Source organism: Paenibacillus sp. FA6, assembly GCF_051550225.1.
In the GTDB taxonomy this organism is placed as follows: Bacteria; Bacillota; Bacilli; order Paenibacillales; family Paenibacillaceae; genus Paenibacillus_AQ.
Genome location: NZ_CP188820.1, coordinates 4,628,666 through 4,646,898 on the forward strand (window position 1 = coordinate 4,628,666; position 18,233 = coordinate 4,646,898).

The 18,233-nt window shown below is 40.7% G+C and carries 16 protein-coding genes; 6 read left to right on the plus strand and 10 right to left on the minus strand.

From position 1 onward, the window contains the following. The first annotated feature begins 20 nt into the window (after positions 1–20). The gene (locus ACP8HI_RS21120; RefSeq protein WP_438348118.1) at positions 21–875 is read left to right on the plus strand and encodes a sugar phosphate isomerase/epimerase family protein; all 855 of its coding nucleotides are present in this window, start codon (positions 21–23) and stop codon (positions 873–875) included. Positions 876–962: 87 nt separating this feature from the next. Here ACP8HI_RS21120 and ACP8HI_RS21125 read toward each other — a convergent pair whose 3' ends face one another. Beyond that, positions 963–1,721, minus strand: coding sequence for a helix-turn-helix domain-containing protein (locus tag ACP8HI_RS21125; RefSeq protein ID WP_438348119.1), 759 nt, complete (start codon positions 1,719–1,721; stop codon positions 963–965). A 131-nt stretch (positions 1,722–1,852) separates the two neighbouring features. Between ACP8HI_RS21125 and ACP8HI_RS21130 the strand changes: the two genes are divergently transcribed. The 4 genes from ACP8HI_RS21130 (at position 1,853) to ACP8HI_RS21145 (ending at position 6,619) form a co-directional block, all read left to right on the plus strand. Continuing rightward, a complete protein-coding gene (locus ACP8HI_RS21130) occupies positions 1,853–2,635 on the plus strand; it encodes an endonuclease/exonuclease/phosphatase family protein (protein ID WP_438348120.1) in 783 nt (260 codons plus the stop codon). Between the two features lie 26 nt (positions 2,636–2,661). Continuing rightward, positions 2,662–3,771, plus strand: coding sequence for an extracellular solute-binding protein (locus ACP8HI_RS21135; RefSeq protein ID WP_438351930.1), 1,110 nt, complete (start codon positions 2,662–2,664; stop codon positions 3,769–3,771). A 109-nt stretch (positions 3,772–3,880) separates the two neighbouring features. After that, entirely contained in the window at positions 3,881–4,891 is a 1,011-nt protein-coding gene (locus ACP8HI_RS21140; RefSeq protein ID WP_438348121.1) for an ABC transporter ATP-binding protein, read from the plus strand. Between the two features lie 18 nt (positions 4,892–4,909). Further along, positions 4,910–6,619, plus strand: a complete 1,710-nt coding sequence (locus ACP8HI_RS21145) for an ABC transporter permease (protein ID WP_438348122.1) — start codon at positions 4,910–4,912, stop codon at positions 6,617–6,619. Positions 6,620–6,800: 181 nt separating this feature from the next. On the opposite strand, the gene ACP8HI_RS21150 is transcribed toward ACP8HI_RS21145, so the two are convergent. After that, on the minus strand, positions 6,801–7,208 hold the full coding sequence (locus tag ACP8HI_RS21150; RefSeq protein ID WP_438348123.1) for a DoxX family protein: 408 nt from the start codon (positions 7,206–7,208) through the stop codon (positions 6,801–6,803). Between the two features lie 307 nt (positions 7,209–7,515). Between ACP8HI_RS21150 and ACP8HI_RS21155 the strand changes: the two genes are divergently transcribed. Continuing rightward, a complete protein-coding gene (locus ACP8HI_RS21155) occupies positions 7,516–8,067 on the plus strand; it encodes a helix-turn-helix domain-containing protein (RefSeq protein WP_438348124.1) in 552 nt (183 codons plus the stop codon). Positions 8,068–8,127: 60 nt separating this feature from the next. On the opposite strand, the gene ACP8HI_RS21160 is transcribed toward ACP8HI_RS21155, so the two are convergent. The 8 genes from ACP8HI_RS21160 to ACP8HI_RS21195 form a co-directional block, all read right to left on the minus strand. Beyond that, the gene (locus ACP8HI_RS21160) at positions 8,128–9,120 is read right to left on the minus strand and encodes a LacI family DNA-binding transcriptional regulator (RefSeq protein WP_438348125.1); all 993 of its coding nucleotides are present in this window, start codon (positions 9,118–9,120) and stop codon (positions 8,128–8,130) included. A 71-nt stretch (positions 9,121–9,191) separates the two neighbouring features. Further along, entirely contained in the window at positions 9,192–10,544 is a 1,353-nt protein-coding gene (locus ACP8HI_RS21165) for an ABC transporter substrate-binding protein (RefSeq protein ID WP_438348126.1), read from the minus strand. A 46-nt stretch (positions 10,545–10,590) separates the two neighbouring features. After that, complete coding sequence (locus ACP8HI_RS21170; protein ID WP_438351931.1) at positions 10,591–11,466, minus strand: carbohydrate ABC transporter permease; 876 nt, start codon at positions 11,464–11,466, stop codon at positions 10,591–10,593. Between the two features lie 5 nt (positions 11,467–11,471). After that, positions 11,472–12,461: a carbohydrate ABC transporter permease gene (locus tag ACP8HI_RS21175; RefSeq protein ID WP_438348127.1), complete on the minus strand. Its 990-nt coding sequence runs from the start codon at positions 12,459–12,461 to the stop codon at positions 11,472–11,474. 468 nt (positions 12,462–12,929) lie between these two features. Further along, positions 12,930–13,292 carry a response regulator gene (locus ACP8HI_RS21180; protein ID WP_438348128.1) on the minus strand — a complete coding sequence of 121 codons (363 nt, stop codon included), beginning with the start codon at positions 13,290–13,292 and terminating at the stop codon, positions 12,930–12,932. A 19-nt stretch (positions 13,293–13,311) separates the two neighbouring features. After that, positions 13,312–14,943 carry a diguanylate cyclase gene (locus ACP8HI_RS21185; protein ID WP_438348129.1) on the minus strand — a complete coding sequence of 544 codons (1,632 nt, stop codon included), beginning with the start codon at positions 14,941–14,943 and terminating at the stop codon, positions 13,312–13,314. After that, positions 14,940–17,795 (minus strand): ATP-binding protein, encoded by a 2,856-nt coding sequence (locus ACP8HI_RS21190; RefSeq protein ID WP_438348130.1) that lies wholly within the window; start codon positions 17,793–17,795, stop codon positions 14,940–14,942. Before ACP8HI_RS21190 ends, ACP8HI_RS21185 begins: the two co-directional genes overlap by 4 nt. A 199-nt stretch (positions 17,796–17,994) precedes the next feature. Then, complete coding sequence (locus ACP8HI_RS21195) at positions 17,995–18,186, minus strand: hypothetical protein (RefSeq protein ID WP_438348131.1); 192 nt, start codon at positions 18,184–18,186, stop codon at positions 17,995–17,997. Positions 18,187–18,233: the final 47 nt, after the last annotated feature.

Here is an 18,233-nt window from a genome sequence, read left to right on the forward strand (position 1 = left end):
CTGTAAAGGAGCATACATCCATGAAGTTGGGAATTAGTTCTTATAGTTTATATCAGGCTATGGCAGCAGGAGATATGACCATCCAGGACGTCATTGCATGGGTCGCTGACATTGGCGCTCAGCATATTGAAATTGTGCCTAATCTCGGATTCGATTTCAACAGTAATCCGGAACTCGAAGACCAAATTCGCGAGAAGGCTGCGGAAGTAGGTATCGATATTTCCAATTACGCCATTGGAGCGAACTTCATCACAGATACAGAAGAAGCGTATGAGGCTGAAATTCAGCGTGTCATTAGCGAAGTAGACCGCGTCAATCGTCTTGGTGCAAAGCTGATGCGCCATGATGTAGCTTCCCGGAGTGATACAACCATTGCAAGATTCAATGAAGATTTAGAATTAATCACCCGTGCTTGTCAGCGTATCGCTGATCACGCCAATTCCTATGGGATTACGACAAGTGTAGAAAACCATGGCTATTACGTTCAGGCGAGTGACCGAGTGCAGACTCTTATTCACGCTGTAGATCGCCCCAACTTCAAGACAACGCTTGATGTCGGTAACTTTCTATGTGTGGATGAAGACCCGTTATCAGCCGTGCAAAAAAATATGAAATATGCCTCCATGGTTCATATTAAAGATTTCTATGTCCGTCCTTCTCACCGCAACCCGGGTGAAGGCTGGTTCAAGAGCGCAGGCGGAGCCTTCCTCCGAGGCGCGATTGCCGGTCAAGGTGACCTCGATATGTACGAAATTTTACGTATCGTGAAACAATCCGGTTATGACGGCTATGTGTCTATCGAATATGAAGGCATGGAAGATTGCCGCAAAGGAACTAAGATCGCCTTTGATAACGTCAAACGGATTTGGAACTAGGTAGACCCATTGATCTACTACAGGCTGTCGACTAAACTCGACAGCTTTTTTAATGTTTAGAATAACGATGCATAACATTATGAACAGTTAAACGTCAATGGCCACACCCTTAGAAAACTTGTTGCGAAATTGTAGGGGAGTTATTTCATTGTATTCTTTAAACAATTTCGTATAGTAGCTTTGGTTGCAGAATCCAAGTATTATGGCAATATTCGAAATGGGTAGATCACTCTGTAACAAGAAATATTTAGAATCTTTGATACGTTTTCTACTAATATACTCTGTAATCGAGAGCCCAACTTCTTGTTTGAATATTTTTGAAAGATAGTACGGATGCACCTTCAAATAGGAAGCAATATATTCTAGCGATAATGGCTTTAGTATTTCATCATGAATAAATGAGATCGACTTATTAACAATAGCGTTATAGGTCGGTCTCCTTTTGTCGTCTAGTGTCTTTATAAATGAATTAAGCATCTCGTATTCAAGCTCTTTTAAGCCATCCATATCACTTTCTTCCTCAATCTTCAATATGAATACATCGCTAAGACTAAATGCATACTCCGGATTTACACCACCATTAATAATCGCCCGAGTAAAAAGTGTACATATGGCAATTAACGAATTTTTCATTGATCGAGTCTCATCCTTTGCTAGCGTAGCACGCATTTGGCTGTTTAGCGTACCCAAAGCAATTGTAGCCTCTTCAATTAATCCATTTGATAATGATAGTAGTAACTTTTGTTCCGTTTCATATGAAGGATGGACGAAAACTTCCTGTTCATCTCTAACTCTGTCTTCGATGAAAGCCTTAATAATTTTGGGGGGAATTGTAATATTATTCAATTGAGGACTCCAGTCTCGTTAATTTTTAATAAAAAAGATATATTTTTAATATAATTATAGTTCATTAATTTATACACTTCAAATATTCGTCCACTACAATGAAGATAGAACTTATGGTAAGGGGGAGTCTGTTGAACACGAGCTTATACAATCTGGCATCCTTTAACATGCGTTTTGATAATCCTGCTGATAGAGAGAACAGTTGGGAATATCGAAAACAGCATGTCCTCGACATGATGGAGTATTATTCTTGGGATGTTGTAGGCTTACAAGAAGCTTGCGGCAATCAGCTAGATGATATTTCAAGGCTATCAGGATACAAATATGAAGGAATAAGCCGCGAGAAGGACAACGTCAGCGAACATGGACCTATCTTTTATAAAAAAGATTTCTTCGAAAAAGAAGATGGCGGAACCTTTTGGCTATCTTTAACGCCCGATATTCCATCTAAATCATGGGGATCAGATTGCAAACGTATATGTACTTGGGTAAGGCTAAGAGATCTTCGAAGCAATAAGGTATTTGTATTCTTGAACACGCATCTAGACCATATAAGTGAAGAGGCGAGATTTCAGAGTGCACACATCCTTACGGGTTGGATCAAAGAACATATCTCTGATGTTCCTGTTATTCTAACGGGAGACTTCAATGCATTTCCAGAAGAGAGATGCTATCAAGAAATCACAAAGAAATTACAAGATACACGACAAGTAGCGAATGCAGTACATTATGGACCAGCAGGTACATTCACAGGTTTTGATTATAATATTCCATGGGAACAGCTGAAGCAAATCGACTATATATTTGCCAACCAGCACGTAAACGTCCTGAATACAAGAACTATTGTTGATAGCTTCGATGGAAAGTATCCTTCAGATCATTTTCCTGTAACGACTACCGTAGAGTTTAACTAATGAGGATTACAGAGGAGCGAAAAACAATAATGAAAAAAATGTTGAACTTATTTCTACTAACAATCACACTATGCTTGGTTGTAACTGCATGTGGTGGCACTAATAATGGCAATACAGCTGCACCTCAAGCGAAAGCGGAAACAGAGCCTGCGGCTGAACCAGTGGCTGAACCTGTAAAGAATGAAAAGTTGATTATTTATACAAACGCGAATTCAGATGGTCGAGGCGAGTGGATTACCGAGCAAGCGAAAGCGGCTGGATTCGAGATCGAGCTTGTTGGAGCAGGCGGGGCTGATGCAACGGCTCGTCTAATTGCAGAGAAGAACAATCCGATTGCAGATGTTGTATTTGGATTGAACAACATGCTTTATGAACAATTGAAGAATGAAAATGTCCTTGTGAACTATGTTCCAGCATGGGCTGGAGATGTTGAACCGGGATTAAACGATCCAGAAGGTTATTATCATGGTCTTGTTAAACAAGCTATCCTGTTAGGCTACAATCCAACAACTTATACAGCGGAGACTGCACCGAAGGATTGGACAGATCTATATAATAATCCAGAGTTCAAAGGTAAATACGAATCCCCTACTCTTCTTGGTCAGAATACACCACAGCTTGTAGTTGCTGGCATTCTAACTAGATACCAAGACGCGAATGGTGAGTATGGCATTTCGCAAGCAGGTTGGGATGATATCCAGAAGCTGTATGACAATGGTGTTCCAGCAGTCGACGGTGAAGATTACTACGCAAAACTTGCAAGCGGACAAACACCGCTTGGAACAGTAGTATCCGGTACGTTAGGAGCTAAAGAAGAACAATATGGCATAAGCCCAGGAGTCGTAAGTCCTTCAGTAGGTGTTCCGATGATTGTAGAACATGCAGCCATTATTAATGGGACAAAGAAGATAGACACAGCAGAAAGATTCGTCGAGTGGATCGGATCAACAGAAACTCAAGGCGCATTTGCTACGCAGTTCAATGCTATGCCTGCCAATACAAAAGCAGCTGAACAGGCGAATGATACAGTGAAGGAACTCTATTCCACCCTTAAAGCGCAAGCCTTCGATTGGGGTTTCATCTCAGATAACATTGGTAATTGGGTAGAGAAAATAGAATTAGAAATTAAGAAATAGAGATATAGAACAATAGGTTGTAAAACCTCAAACAGACTGCATATTGGGATGTCTCAATATGCAGTCTGTTACATTTCAAGAAATAAAATATATATTATAGGAGTCCACGATGATTACATTTAATGACATTCAAATTAAATTCGGTGATTTTCATGCCATCAAGAACCTCAATCTAAACATTAAAGAAGGAGAGTTCTTCACCTTTCTTGGTCCATCTGGATGCGGTAAAACAACGATACTTCGAAGTTTAGTTGGATTTATTAAGCCTACAAGTGGACAGATTCTCTTGAGTGACAGAGATATCACAAATGTCCCCATTGAACAACGGGGAATCAGCATGGTCTTTCAAAGCTATGCCCTGTTTCCTACTTTAAATGTATATGAGAATATTGCCTTTGGATTGCGTGTTAAAAAAATGTCGAAATCTCAAGTGGATCAAGAAGTCAGAGACATTGCCCAAAAAGTCGATTTAAAAGAAGAACAACTATTCAAAAAGGTATCTGAGTTATCAGGCGGACAACAACAACGTGTAGCTATAGCAAGAGCCCTAGTATTGAAGCCGAGCATTCTTGCTTTAGATGAGCCTTTATCCAATCTGGATGCCAAGCTAAGAATACAATTGCGAAATGAACTAAAAAGCCTTCAGAAGAAGTTTGGAATTACGACCATCTATGTCACACATGATCAAGAAGAAGCATTGACTTTATCTGATCGTATTGCTGTATTTAACAATGGAATCGTTGAACAAGTCGGCACGCCGAAAGAAATTTACAATCAATCACAAACGGAATTTGTCTGTAACTTTATTGGGGATATCAACAAGCTTGATCCAGAAATGATACAGAATAGTCGATTAAAAGATTTCATTGATCCGCAAAAAGTAGCCTATATTCGAAATGAAAAAGTGAGTCTGTCTCCCCTGCCTGAACATATAGATACTATTCAATTACAAGGAAGAATTGTTGACCAGGAATTTTATGGACTCTATACAAAGTATTTGATTGAAGTTGCTGGTGGTGGGTTACTAAAGACCATCGAGAAAGACAGTGGACTTGATCAAACACAATTAGGTGACGAGATTGACATGTATATAAATATCGATGATATCCTACAGTACTAAGGACGGAGGTGAAGTACGTTGATTGTAGAAAAAATAAAAACCGTTTTAACATCAAACAAACTGTCGACTTTTATCTTATATGGTCTAATTGCATGGTTTGTCATCACCTTCCTAATCTACCCTAATATTAATGTTTACTATGAAATATTTTTTAGCGATGGAAAGTTCTCATTTGAAGCCGTAGAAAAACTGTTATCATCTGAACGCGCGATGAGGAGTTTATATAATAGTTTTTTATTAGCTGTATCCCTTATTATCACAGTCAATATTATTGGTGTTGCTTTAGTTCTGTTTGTAGAATATTTCGATATTAAAGGTGCAAAAATATTAAGACTTGGTTACTTTACAACTCTTATCTATAGCGGTGTCGTTCTGGTATCAGGATACAAATTTGTATATGGTGAACACGGCTATATGACAAAGCTCTTGACAAGTCTGTTTCCCGCCTTTGATACGACATGGTTTCAGGGTTATTGGGCGGTTCTTTTTGTCATGACATTTGCATGTACATCCAATCATATTCTTTTCCTAAGTAATGCCATTCGAAAAATAGATTTTCAAACGGTCGAAGCAGCGAAGAACATGGGTGCATCAACTTTTTATATTCTATGGCGCGTTGTTCTTCCAGTATTAAAACCGACTTTGTTTGCTTTAACGATACTTCTCTTCCTGACAGGATTGGCTGCGACATCAGCACCTCTGATTGTAGGTGGAACAGGATTCCAAACGATTACACCCATGATCCTTACGTTCTCAAAAAGCCTGACTTCAAGAGATTTAGCCGCGCTATTGGCGCTTATTCTTGGATTAGCAACAATCATTTTATTGTCGATTATGATCAGATTTGAAAGAAAGGGAAATTTCATCTCGGTATCCAAAGTGAAATCAGAACTTGTTAAGCAAAAGATCAATAGTAAGATCGGAAATGTTGCTGCACATGTCATTGCTTATTTTCTATTCTTAATCTATGTCATTCCGGTCATCCTTATTGTTGTCTTCTCATTTACCGACGTGCAGAGTATATCCACAGCAACATTGGATCTCAGTAGGTTCACCTTAGATAATTACATTACTGTGTTTTCTAGCATGGCCGCTTTCAAACCATATTTGGTCAGTATTTCATATGCAGCCTTAGCATCCGTAACCGTGGTCGCTATAGGGTTAATCGCGTCACGAATTTTGCATAAATATAAGAATAAATGGACGAATGTTCTTGAGTATTCTCTGCTCATACCGTGGATGTTACCTTCGACATTAATCGCGATTGGTCTTATCGTAACCTTCAATACACCAAGACTGATTATTGGAAATACTATTTTAGTCGGAACGGTTTGGATGCTATTCATTGCCTATGTGATCGTACACATTCCATTTACACTCCGAATGGTTAAAGCGTCTTTTTTCAGTTTAGACAGTAATCTTGAAGATGCTGCGAAAAATTTAGGTGCAAAACCCTTCTACACATTCAGAAAAGTATTGTTACCGATCATTCTGCCATCAACCTTAGCTGTTCTTGCTTTAAATTTCAACGGCATACTAGCGGATTACGATCTCACCGTTTTCTTGTATCATCCCGTATATCAACCCCTTGGTGTTGTTATCAAGAACAGCACTGATGCAACAGCTTCGGTAGACGCAAAAGCATTTAGTTTGGTTTATTCTGTCATACTGATGATCATGTCCGCCTTAATATTATACTTCGTATATGGTAGAAAGAGTAAGTCCTAAAAAAGTAGATCTCCATGCATTCCTTGAAGATGATATGGGGCGCTGTCGGGATCGGAATCATCAAATAAAATACAAAATAGCATGACCCTCAGTTATTCCATACTGGGGGTCATGCTATTTTTACCAACAACAATTCGCTGGAGTTTGATGTGAGCCCATCAGAAGGCTTCTTATTTTTATATTATGCGCTACGTTTTCTAAGAAAAGCTTGATCGATAGACAATGCCGTAGGTTTGGCAACACTTAAATAAATCGTCACCAGCATAAAAGCCAAATCCAACTCGTATCCAGCCATTTGGTCGGTTCCAAGCAACCCTGCAGATAGCTTCATTGTAACAATCGCCCCAAGGAGCATAACCGTAAATAAGACGGATACAGACCGAGTAAAGAGACCTATAATAAGTAGAATACCTCCGATCAATTCCAACGCCGCCACCAAATATGCCAAGAATCCAGGCACACCCATAGAGTCAAACCAACCCTGTACATTTCCTAGACCCATTTGTAATTTACTTATTCCATGAGCTAGAAATAATATTCCCAATACGACACGCATTAAAGTTGATACCATTGTTTCTTTCGTCATCATTTTTCTCCACCTTGTTCTTTTATCGTATTTACTCTGCCAAGTAGAAACGGCTATGCCGTCTTTTTCAAGACGGTACCTGTTTCAGCGGAAATATAAGGAATAGAGTTTCAAGTGAAACTTATACTTTCTTATATTTTGATAAAACTAATATTTCTAGAATATCCACCTCTTTAATTAATATTTATAAGTAATAAAGATATAATATCGATATAAGAAATTTAACACATGTTATACTAGTATGTCTACAACAATATTGTTAATATGAAGTTATAATCTATATTACAAATATTTATAGGAGTGAACAGTAATGGATATCGGCTCCACAATACGAGCAATCCGCAAACGAAAAAATATGACCATTGCTCACATTTGTGAAGCAACAGGGTTATCCCAAGGATTCATGAGCCAGGTTGAAACGAATAAGACATCCCCCTCTATTGCCACATTGGAAAGCATTGCAAAGACTCTGAAAGTACCCTTGGCATATTTATTGCTACAAAAAGAGGATCGCATGAATATCGTGCGAAAAGACGAACGGAGAATAACGAAGAGTGGCACTGGGGATCTGAAGGTGGAGCATTTAAGCTCAACTAAAAACGTAAGAATGATGTTAGTCGAATTACCAGCTGGAGCCTCAACAGGTGAATCTCCGCATGCGCATGAAGGAGAAGAAGTACATGTAGTCATTAAAGGTATGATCTATGCCGAACAAGGAGAAGATGCCGCTGAATTTGGAGAAGGAGATTCATTTAGTTGGAATGCCTGCACACCCCATTTGGTGAAGAATATAGGCGATGGACCTGCAACTGTGCTCATAACCGTGTACACAGATACAGAACATCAACAGGATTTAATATGATGGATTATCAAGTCGCATGTAATAAGACCCGATAATCCACTCCTATAATCTTCATTTTTCTTAGCTTCTACGCGAGGTGGATTCCCGAATCACAAGTTCGGAATTTAATTGAACAGTGGCGCTTCGTTTGGATTCTCCGCTAATGATTTTAAGCAGTAATTCAACCCCTGTTCGTCCGATCTGTTCTGCTGGTTGCCGCATCGTAGTCAGCATCGGATGAAATTCTGAGGCAATGATCTGATCATCAAATCCGATAATTGAGATCTGATCAGGCACTCGGATTCCTTCATTAATAAAAGCATTCATAGCACCAAGGGCCATATAATCATCTGACGCGAATACAGCAGTTGGCAATCTGCCAGCTTCGATCCAGCTTCGGGCGATTCGATATCCTGTCGATATTTCGAAATCTCCACGTTCAATACAATATGGATCTAAGCCCGACTCCCGTAATGCAGCACAGTATCCTCGTTCCCTTTCACGACTACTAAGGAACAGTTCTGGACCGCTAATATGTGCGATATCCCTATGACCTAAGTCAATCAGATGCTTCGTTGCTTCATATCCACCCTTGAAATTGTCCACGATGACGGATGTTGCAGACGAATTAATCTGCTGATTGTCGAGCATGACAAATGGAATTTGTTTCTTCTTCAGCTCCAGAACGTATTCATCTTCATCCATGGGCGACAATAAGATCACTCCGTCCACGCGATCCTCCTGGAACAGCGATCTGTGAACTTGATCATCCTCTCTATTGGAGATAGATATGGCAAGAATATAACCGTTCTCAGTCAAACAATCATTGACCTCCTTCACCACAGCATCCAGAAATGAATCATGCAGTGTTGTTAACATTAATCCGATAATACCCGTTTTTCCTCGAGCAAGACTTCTAGCCGATGCATTAGGATGATAGTCTAACTCTTTCATCGCCTGAAGAACCCGATCTCTGTTGCCCGGTCTTACACTGGGCATATTATTCAATACGCGTGATACCGTCACAATGGACAATCCTGATTTCTTAGCAACATCAAATATACTTACTTTCATAAAGACGCCACCCTTGATTCCTATTTGCAAAAAGTGGAAGGAAGCAGTACAGTGCTCCCCTCCACGGATCATTATTTATTCACTCTTGCCAGAAGGTCCTTCAGCTTCTTCTCAATATCCGGAAGCACATCTTCGACTTTCTTATCGCCATTCTCGACACCTGCCAGCTCATTAATGAACAATTCATTAATTTGTGAGTAGTTGGAAATAAGATGGTTATAGGATTCAAAGCCATATTTATAGGCTCCGTCGAACACTTGCTTTATACCTGCTGGATCGATACCTTCAAAGTTATTGTAATATTTCTCTGCAGCAGCTTGGTTAACTGGTGGGTTTCCACCGCTAAGTTCAATTGACTTCTCCTGAATTTCAGCCGTAATCAAGTACTTGATCCACTCCAGCGCTTCCTTCGGATGCTTCGAATCCTTCATTACGAATAATGGATCCACGTACAGCACACTTCTCACATCACCGTTAGGGCTTTGCGGAACCGCAGCCACACCAACGTTAAAGCTGAAATCTGAAGCCGCAGCCAAGCTCCATGAGCCAACGACGGACATTCCTATTTTACCTGATAAGAATGGATCACCGAATTGACCGGATACCGTCTGGGTGAATGCTGGTGTCGGAGAAATCTTCTGATCATAAATGAGACCATAGATCGTTTTGTAAGCTTCTACGACTTCTGGTTTCGTCAAATTGATCTCCGAAGGTTTGCCTCCATTACTCCACGTATCCTCGGAATACACATCAGCTCCGAAGTACTGCGGACGCTGATCACGCTCACCGAATCCGAAATCAAGTCCATATTGAGCTTCCTCTAGGTTTTTGGAGTCAACTGTCATCTTCTTAGCATACTCTACCATCGTTTCAAAGGTCCAACTCTTATCCTCGTAATCCGTTGGAGGGTACGGAAGTTTAGCCTTATCGAAGAGATCCTTGTTATACAGCATAACTGTTACATAGCTATTGAGCGGAATACCATACGTTTTACCATCTACCTTATAGATATTCATGACATCATCGGGAATGTTGTAATCGGATCCGTTAAATCCCTCCAGATAAGGCGTCAAATCCATGATCAAATCCTTATTGAAGTACTCCATAAATCCACCGTATCCCCAATGAGATGTCACATCGGGAGCGTTTTTGGCCGCAATGGAGGATTGTAGCTTGGAATCGAACTGCTCATAAGGTGCTTTGGTTACTTTAACCTTGATGTTTGGATGCTTGGCTTCAAAGTCGGGAATTAACTTCTCAACAAATGTTCTGTCAGGCGAATCAATTGTAAAATGCGTGATGGTCACTTGCCCATCTTTATTCTTGTCCTTGTCGGAGCATGCTGTCGCCAACATTCCGAATGCGAGAATCAAACAAACTGCAGTAAACTTCAACTTCTTAGACACTGGCTTCTTAGACATCATACTAAAATTCCCCCTCAATTTGTATAGATACCATTTATACGAATTTCTATTTGATCCCTGTAAGAACAATTCCTTCTACAAATCTCTTCTGCGCCACTGCGAACAGCATTACGATCGGCAATACTGATAGAATCGAAGCCGCCATTAATAGATTCCATGGGGCTAAGCGGAACTTTGACGACAGCATGGCAGCCATCCCTACTGGAAGCGTGAAATTCTCTTGTGAATCCAGGTATAGTACAGGACCAAGCAGGTCATTCCAACTCCAAATAAAGGAGAAGATTGCAACGGTCGATAGTGCTGCTCCTGCTAAGGGAAGCGTTAAGTTCCAATACAGTCGAAATTCGCTGCAACCATCAATCCGACCGGCATCATATAGCTCTTCGGGCATCGTAGTGAAGAACTGTCTCAATAAAAAGATCATGTAAGCGGATCCGAAGAAGGACGGTAGAATTAGTGGGAGTAAGGAGTCATGTAGTCCAATCTTCATGAACAAAAGAAACTGCGGAATCATAATCGCTGGGTAAGGTAGCATTAAGGTACTGAGCACAAGCATGAACATCAATCCACTGCTTCTCACCCGGTATCTCGCGAATCCAAACGCCACGAAAGACGAAGAAAATACGGTACCGATAACCGTGAATATTGCCACAATCAAGCTGTTCATATACTGCTGACCGAACTTAATGTCCGTATTGGTAAATAATTCACTGAAATTTTCCCATGCGAACACCTTTGGAATAATTGTCGGAGGAAACACGAGCATTTCCTTAGTCGTCTTCAAAGAAGTTGTAATCATAAACCAAACCGGAGACAGCATCGTTATCGTCACTATGAGCAGGATTAGAAATCCAAAAAGTTGTACCCATTTCGGCTTCGGCTTCTTTCTATCTGCCGATGGCGTACTCGTTCTGATGGCCACTTCTCTCAACGGTTACTCCCCCCTTCGTAGTAAACGTAGCGATTCGACGCCCTCATGATCAGGTAGGTAATGAGCATAACCGCTACTAGAAGAATCCAGGCCATAGCGGATGCATAACCATAGCGGAAGTTCTTGAACGCATTGATGTATATGTTGTACACATAAAACCAAGTAGAATAACTCGGCCCACCTCGCGTAATTGTATACGCTTGTGTAAATACCTGGAACGACTCAATGACCCCGATAATGAGCTGGAAGAGAAATACTGGTGAAATCATTGGGAGCGTTATGTTCCAGAATGATCTCCATCTACCCGCTCCATCCAACCTAGCCGCCTCTAATAGATGAGCTGGCACCCCTTGAAGCCCTGCTAGAAAGATAAGCATCCCTCCACCCAAGCCCCAAAACGACATAATAATCAGCGCCCACAATGCGTATTGATCATCCAAGAACCAGTGAATAGGATCGATTCCAAAAAAGGATAGACCATAGTTAAACAATCCCGCCTGCGGATTAAACACCCAAAACCAGAGTAGCGACATGGATACGCCCGAAATCATGCTCGGAAAATACATCGCTGTACGGAAGAAGCCGCTAAAGGGAACCTTCTGATTAATTAGGATCGCAAACATCAAGGAAAGGAACAACATAATAGGCACACTAATGAAGGTATACTTGAGCGTTACAACGATTGAGTTCCAGAACTGTTCGTCATGATATAGCTCCTTAAAGTTTTCCAATCCAACATAAACAGGCGCATTGATGATGTCATAATCCGTGAAACTGTAGTAGAATGATGCCCCCACTGGGTATAGCGCAAACACAATAAAGCCGATAATCCAGGGAGAAATAAAAAAGTAAAAGTGCTTGCTATCGCGATTTTTCCCTTTGCTCCTCTTCAGCATAATCTTCGCCTCTGTCCTCTTCTGTATTTTCACATTCAGTCTATTCCGCTCCAACAAATAGTAAATCACAAAATTTGAAAGCGGTCTCATACTTGCGAAACTTCCGTTACCACAAACCCTTCGACGCCCCCCCTTTACTACACCTCATTGTGACCCACCTTTTATTTACGCCTAAAAGTTTAAGCGTTTAAACTTTCATCAAGATATTATCTTGTTATTTATACTCTGTCAACCATTATTTGGGTGAATATAGTTGTAATTATACTCAGGTACCTTCTATCAACACGTAATAACGCCTTACTGCATTCATTATCGTGATAGTTTAATCGCTTAAACTTTTAAATAAATAAGATGAATAATGTCGAAACACTCGCATAGATTACCGAAATATATAGTGCTTGTTTAATTCCTCTGTTCGTTAAATCATCACCTCAATAACCAAGCTTCAAGCTCACTCCAGTACAAAGAAACAGACCCTATGAAATTCCCTAGGGTCCGTTTCTTTGTACTGCTATGTGAACTACATTCGTTCGGATTTGAATTAGGCATATAATACCCTCATCTATCCAAAATTTCCTCCACTACTTTTAACAGCTCTAACGGACTAAATGGCTTGGGAATAAATCTTCCGACTCCCGCTTCCAATGCCTTCGTTCGATCCGAATCCTGAGCTTTAGCGGTTAGCATAAGAATGGCCATCCTATCTTTCTTTTCCCTTGAAAGTCGGTCTAGCACTTCTATCCCGGTCAGCTCCGGCATCATATAATCGATTAGCATCAGGTCATAATCAGTATCATTTAACTTCTCAAGAGCGATTCTACCATCCTCGGCGATATCTATATGCACATCTAAGTCTTCAAGTGTATCTGCGATCAACATACGAAGAATCTCATCATCATCTACAATCAATATTTTTCTCATAGTACCTCCAACATTCTCATTATTTAAGTATTTTTTGTACTAATCGTTCGATCCTTGATATTAGCTCAGATATTTGGAAAGGTTTAACGATGTAATCATCTGCTCCAAGTTGAAGTGCATGAATAATATCCGTTTGGTTGGTTCTACCTGTTAACATAGCAATGACAATATTTCGTTCTGGATATTCATCACGAAGCTTTCTCAACACCTCTACTCCGTCCATTTCTGGCATGATGCCATCTAGCAAAATAATGTACTTTTCTTGCTCTGAATACCAATCAGAATCAATAAATTGAATACCATCCTCATATCCTTGCACTGATACATGTATATTTCTATTCGGTTGCCACTTCATGAATTGGGAGACAACGATTTCCCGAATAAAACGATCATCATCTACAATGATTATATTTAGCTTTTGCTCGCTATGGTTATTAACCATTTGCGGTGAAAAGTGGATCGTCTGATTCCTCCCGGATTGTTTCCCTAAATAGAGTGCCTGATCCGCTTCTTCAACTAGACTTTTCGGATGTGCATTGTCCATTTGGCAATCCGTTATACCTGCAGTGAAAGTAACTTGAAAGTATTGATCCTCAACTGTGAATAAGTGTGACTCAAGCTGATCATGAATACGCGCTAGAAGGCCCGTGGATTCCGCTTTGCTCGTATTTGGAAGAAGCAACGCAAACTCTTCTCCACCGTAGCGGCATAAAATATCTTCATCACGTTTCGCAGCCATGATGATATCGCAAAACTTCTCCAACACCTCATCTCCCATGAGATGACCATAGGTATCATTAACTCGTTTGAAATGATCCAAGTCCATAAGTACGAGAGTAAACACGTGTCCCAAACGCTTAAAATTCGAAATAAGCTGTCTCATCGTCCGGTTGAAATGCCTGCGATTGTATGCACCCGTTAACTCGTCTACAATAATGGATTGCTCCCATTGCCGCTTCATTTGAAACCTATTATCTATTAATGCGATCAATATTTGTTCATCTATCGGTTTGGCAAAAAAGTCCATGGCTCCAGAGCGGTAGGAATGAATTCGATTCTCTTTCGTATCCTCGCTACTAATAACAATGATCGGTGAATGCTCCTGTTGAGACTTCTCTACAATTTGGTTGAGAACCTCCAACCCATTCGTATCTGGAAGAAGGATATCCAAAAGAATCATATCCGGCTTCCAATCGTAGAAGAGCTTTAGTCCACGCTCTGCCGTTAACGCGATATTAACCGGATAGCTACGCGCCTCCAATATCCCCTTTAAATAAGCAGCCAATTCGACATCGTCGTCAATGATCAGAATTCGATTCTCGGTAAGCTCTGGTAATGCAATTTGTTGAACAACGAGGCTTTCGGAAGGATTCACTTCAGTAAGATTCAAGGGAATATCCATGAGCAAAGGCTTTAGTACTTCATACCATTCAGAATACGTGAAAAGACGAGTACCCTCATCTGAAAATAAACTTAGCTTTTCTTCCGCTTCATTCTCTATCTCCGTCATACCTATCGTACCGGCCGTACCTTTGAGATTATGCAGAAATCGATAGATTTCTCTTTCCTCTATCGAAGTTCTGTTTGCCCAATCATCGAACGAACTTCTAATCCGTTTCTCAAGAAGTTGTTTATATTTTTCTGTAGTCAATTGACTTCTCCCTCAAAGGCTATACTCTCGATAGCTTCAATTAATTTTTCAGAAACATACGGCTTTATTAAAAAATGAGAGATACCCCATTGCAATGCTTTCTCCTTCTCTTCGAAAGCGCTAGAGATAATGATCGGGATTCCCTTCAGTCTGTCGGAAGCCTTCATGATCTCAATTACTTCCCAACCGCTCATTTCTGGCTCCAGCTTCAAATCTAGGACGATGATATCCGGCGGATGATCTTCCATCGCATGAATAGCACTAATTCCATCAGAGAAAACATTCGTATGATATCCTCCCTCAATAAGCTCATCTTGAAGCATCACGGAAAGATTATGGTCATTCTCGACAAGCATCACATCCAAGGAAGCTGCTTCATTTGTTCCTTGTGAGGATCGCTTCATCTTTATCGGAGCGGCAGGCCTCTCATACATTGGGAGAATAATCGAAAATGTGCTTCCTTCTCCCAATTGTGATTCCACTCTCACATCACCTTGATGACGGGTAATAATCTCTTTGACAATAGCAAGACCTAGTCCTGTTCCACCGATTTCACGTCGATCGGAATTATCGACACGATAGAACTTGGTAAAGACATTCGAGAGCGCTTGCTCAGGAATCCCTAAACCTTCGTCTGTAATATCAATCCATATCTTGTCGCCTTCTCGATGCGAGGTTATAGTAATCTCACCTCCGGATGGAGAATACTTGATCGCATTACTCACCAAATTGACCAGCACCTGATATAACTTGTCCCGATCACCGAACACCGATACTAACTCATCAGATGTCTTCCAAATGATTCTATGATCTGCCGTACTAGCTTGCTGTAGCTCTTTCACTTCCTTTACAAGAGAAATAATATCTACTGGCTTCAAATCATAGAACTGAATGCCGGTTTCCATTCGTTGTAGATCTAGAAAGTCGTTGACCAATTGTGTCAAACGCTCAGCCTCCTGATGAATCGTAGCTATATATTTGCGTTGTCGTTCCGGCTTTAATTCCCGATGCAACAATAACTCTGAGAAACCAAGAATGCTAGCTAATGGCGTTCGTAATTCATGGCTGACGGTGCTAACAAATTCCGACTTCATTCGGTCCACCTCATGCTCCATGGTGATATCCCGATGAACGAGCAGAATACCGAACTTCTGCTTATTATGGTATATAGGCTCCCAATAAATTTGAATATATCGATTCTCTTCTTTCTTTAGCACATAGTTCATACTCTGAGCTTGCTCCCTGTCACCGTTCAAAGCATTTCTAATATACTTGCACATCGACTCGGAATCCTCAATTCTAGGGGTAAGATGAGCCATGAAGTCGTTTAGGGACATTCCTTTCAATTGGGAATCATCATAGGAAAGCCCCATAAGATCGTATAGCTTCTTGTTGACCTGAAGAGATTTCCCGTCAAGGTTCATTAGCTGGACGCCCTCTTGAATCGTATTCAACATATCCTGAGTGATCTGCCTTTGTTCTTCCGCCGCCTCGAACATCTCCAACTTCTCAAGCGATAATGAGATTTGACCGGCTAAACCCAATATTTCCTGCTCATCCCGATTTGCTATAGCCTTACCCACACGAGTTAGCACCATGCAAGCCATAATATCTCCATTTCCTTTATATAAAGGAATGAATATGTCATACGCCTGAATATTTTCTGAGATGTAACCCCTCTCCCCAACTGTGGCATCCCTTTCCCTTAAAAACAATTGCTTGTTATACAAAGAGCGTAAGGCTGCACTCTGCTCAAATCCGTTCAGAAATTGTAATGTTTCTTCCGGAGAGATTCCGTGAGCAGCATGATCCTGTAATTCATTCATTAATAAAAGTACGCCTTTATCCGTCTGGGTGATCTCCACAACATTACGAATAATGCTGTCCAGAAGCTCTCTTTTATCCAACGTATTTGATAAGGATTGATTCAATACATTCCGCTTGTTCAAATACACCTCATTCTCTTCCATCTTGCTAAGGGCCTTCTGAAGCTCATCTTGCTGAGTCTCCAATTCATCTTGCTGGGATTGAAGCTCTTCATTCTGAGCAAGCAACTCCTCTTCCTTTTCTTTAATCTCATAAATCATGCCATTCAATGATCTGGACAAGTAGCCGATTTCGTCCTTACGATCCAATACTTCTACATCCATCATTTCACCCTCGACATAGTTCATCGCATAATGAGACAATTGTTGTAGCGGATCTCCGATATCTCTCGATAATCTCCGAGTAATCACAATCGATACGCTAAGGACGATGAATATATATATGATGAAATAAGTAGCTTGGAGAAACAAGTTTCGAAGCAACCTGTCATTCTCGTATTCCACCTGCGCTCGGATTTGTTCCTCTGATTTATGGGCGTAGAGGATCACTTCGTTAACAGGGTTGTTCTCTCCCTGCGTGATGAGATGACGCAACGAGTCATAGTCCCCATTCTCGGCGAATGCAGCACCTTTAGGTAGGACATTCGTTAAATAGTTATCAAAGAAGCTTTCCACACGAAGGACTAGATCCTGCTCTTCACCGGTCAACATCTTACTTTTGAAGGCAGTTAGGGACTTGTCCAACTCCTCCTTGGATTGAAAAATTTGCTCATACTCATAGCTATCCAAGTAGGCAAAATAGCCCCTAACCCGCAAAATAATTTCATTCGTATGGCTCGCAATTTCCGTAATATGCTTCTGTCTTTCACTTAATTCATGGGTTGCATTCTCGTAGTTCTGAACAATCTTAAAGGTACTCAAGGGCACGATGAGCGCTCCGATTAGAATGGGTACAAGACTGGCGACCATCATAGCCGTAATTCTTCTTTTAATACTCTCTTTGAAATATTCCTTCAATCTACTCATTTCAATTGTCTCCCTCAAACTCTATCATTGCGAAACTTTGTTGCACTGTAATCATATAGTGGAAAAGTATATTCGACAACATTCGATCTTTTCCTTTAAAATAAAGAAAAAATAAGAAAAGCGCCCTTCGGCGTCCTTGGTGAGGGAGTTCATATAGTGAAGAACTTTAAGTTTCCGATGCCAGTGATACATTGTATCGCTAGCAGGTATGAGCTGCAACACCATCACCAATAGTCACCTTCCGCCGCCGCCATTCACTATTAGGTGCAATAGTTACATCTAAACTCAACCCAATCCCTCTGAAGCTAACTTTAGTTGCATGGAGTACATCTACATTACTGGAAACTCCACTTTTCAGCGTTATCGCCATTTTTAACTGTCCTTTGTACAACTGATTCTCTCTTTCTGAACTTTTCCTGCTAATTAAGTGTACTTTCT

Bases quoted from the DNA above. Each gene is read 5' to 3' on its own strand.
- ACP8HI_RS21120 (WP_438348118.1), top strand. From the start codon at position 21: ATGAAGTTGGGAATTAGTTCTTATAGTTTATATCAGGCTATGGCAGCA.
- ACP8HI_RS21140 (WP_438348121.1), top strand. From the start codon at position 3,881: ATGATTACATTTAATGACATTCAAATTAAATTCGGTGATTTTCATGCC.
- ACP8HI_RS21150 (WP_438348123.1), bottom strand. From the start codon at position 7,208: ATGATGACGAAAGAAACAATGGTATCAACTTTAATGCGTGTCGTATTG.
- ACP8HI_RS21155 (WP_438348124.1), top strand. From the start codon at position 7,516: ATGGATATCGGCTCCACAATACGAGCAATCCGCAAACGAAAAAATATG.
- ACP8HI_RS21160 (WP_438348125.1), bottom strand. From the start codon at position 9,120: ATGAAAGTAAGTATATTTGATGTTGCTAAGAAATCAGGATTGTCCATT.
- ACP8HI_RS21165 (WP_438348126.1), bottom strand. From the start codon at position 10,544: ATGATGTCTAAGAAGCCAGTGTCTAAGAAGTTGAAGTTTACTGCAGTT.
- ACP8HI_RS21175 (WP_438348127.1), bottom strand. From the start codon at position 12,461: ATGAGACCGCTTTCAAATTTTGTGATTTACTATTTGTTGGAGCGGAAT.
- ACP8HI_RS21180 (WP_438348128.1), bottom strand. From the start codon at position 13,292: ATGAGAAAAATATTGATTGTAGATGATGATGAGATTCTTCGTATGTTG.
- ACP8HI_RS21190 (WP_438348130.1), bottom strand. From the start codon at position 17,795: ATGAGTAGATTGAAGGAATATTTCAAAGAGAGTATTAAAAGAAGAATT.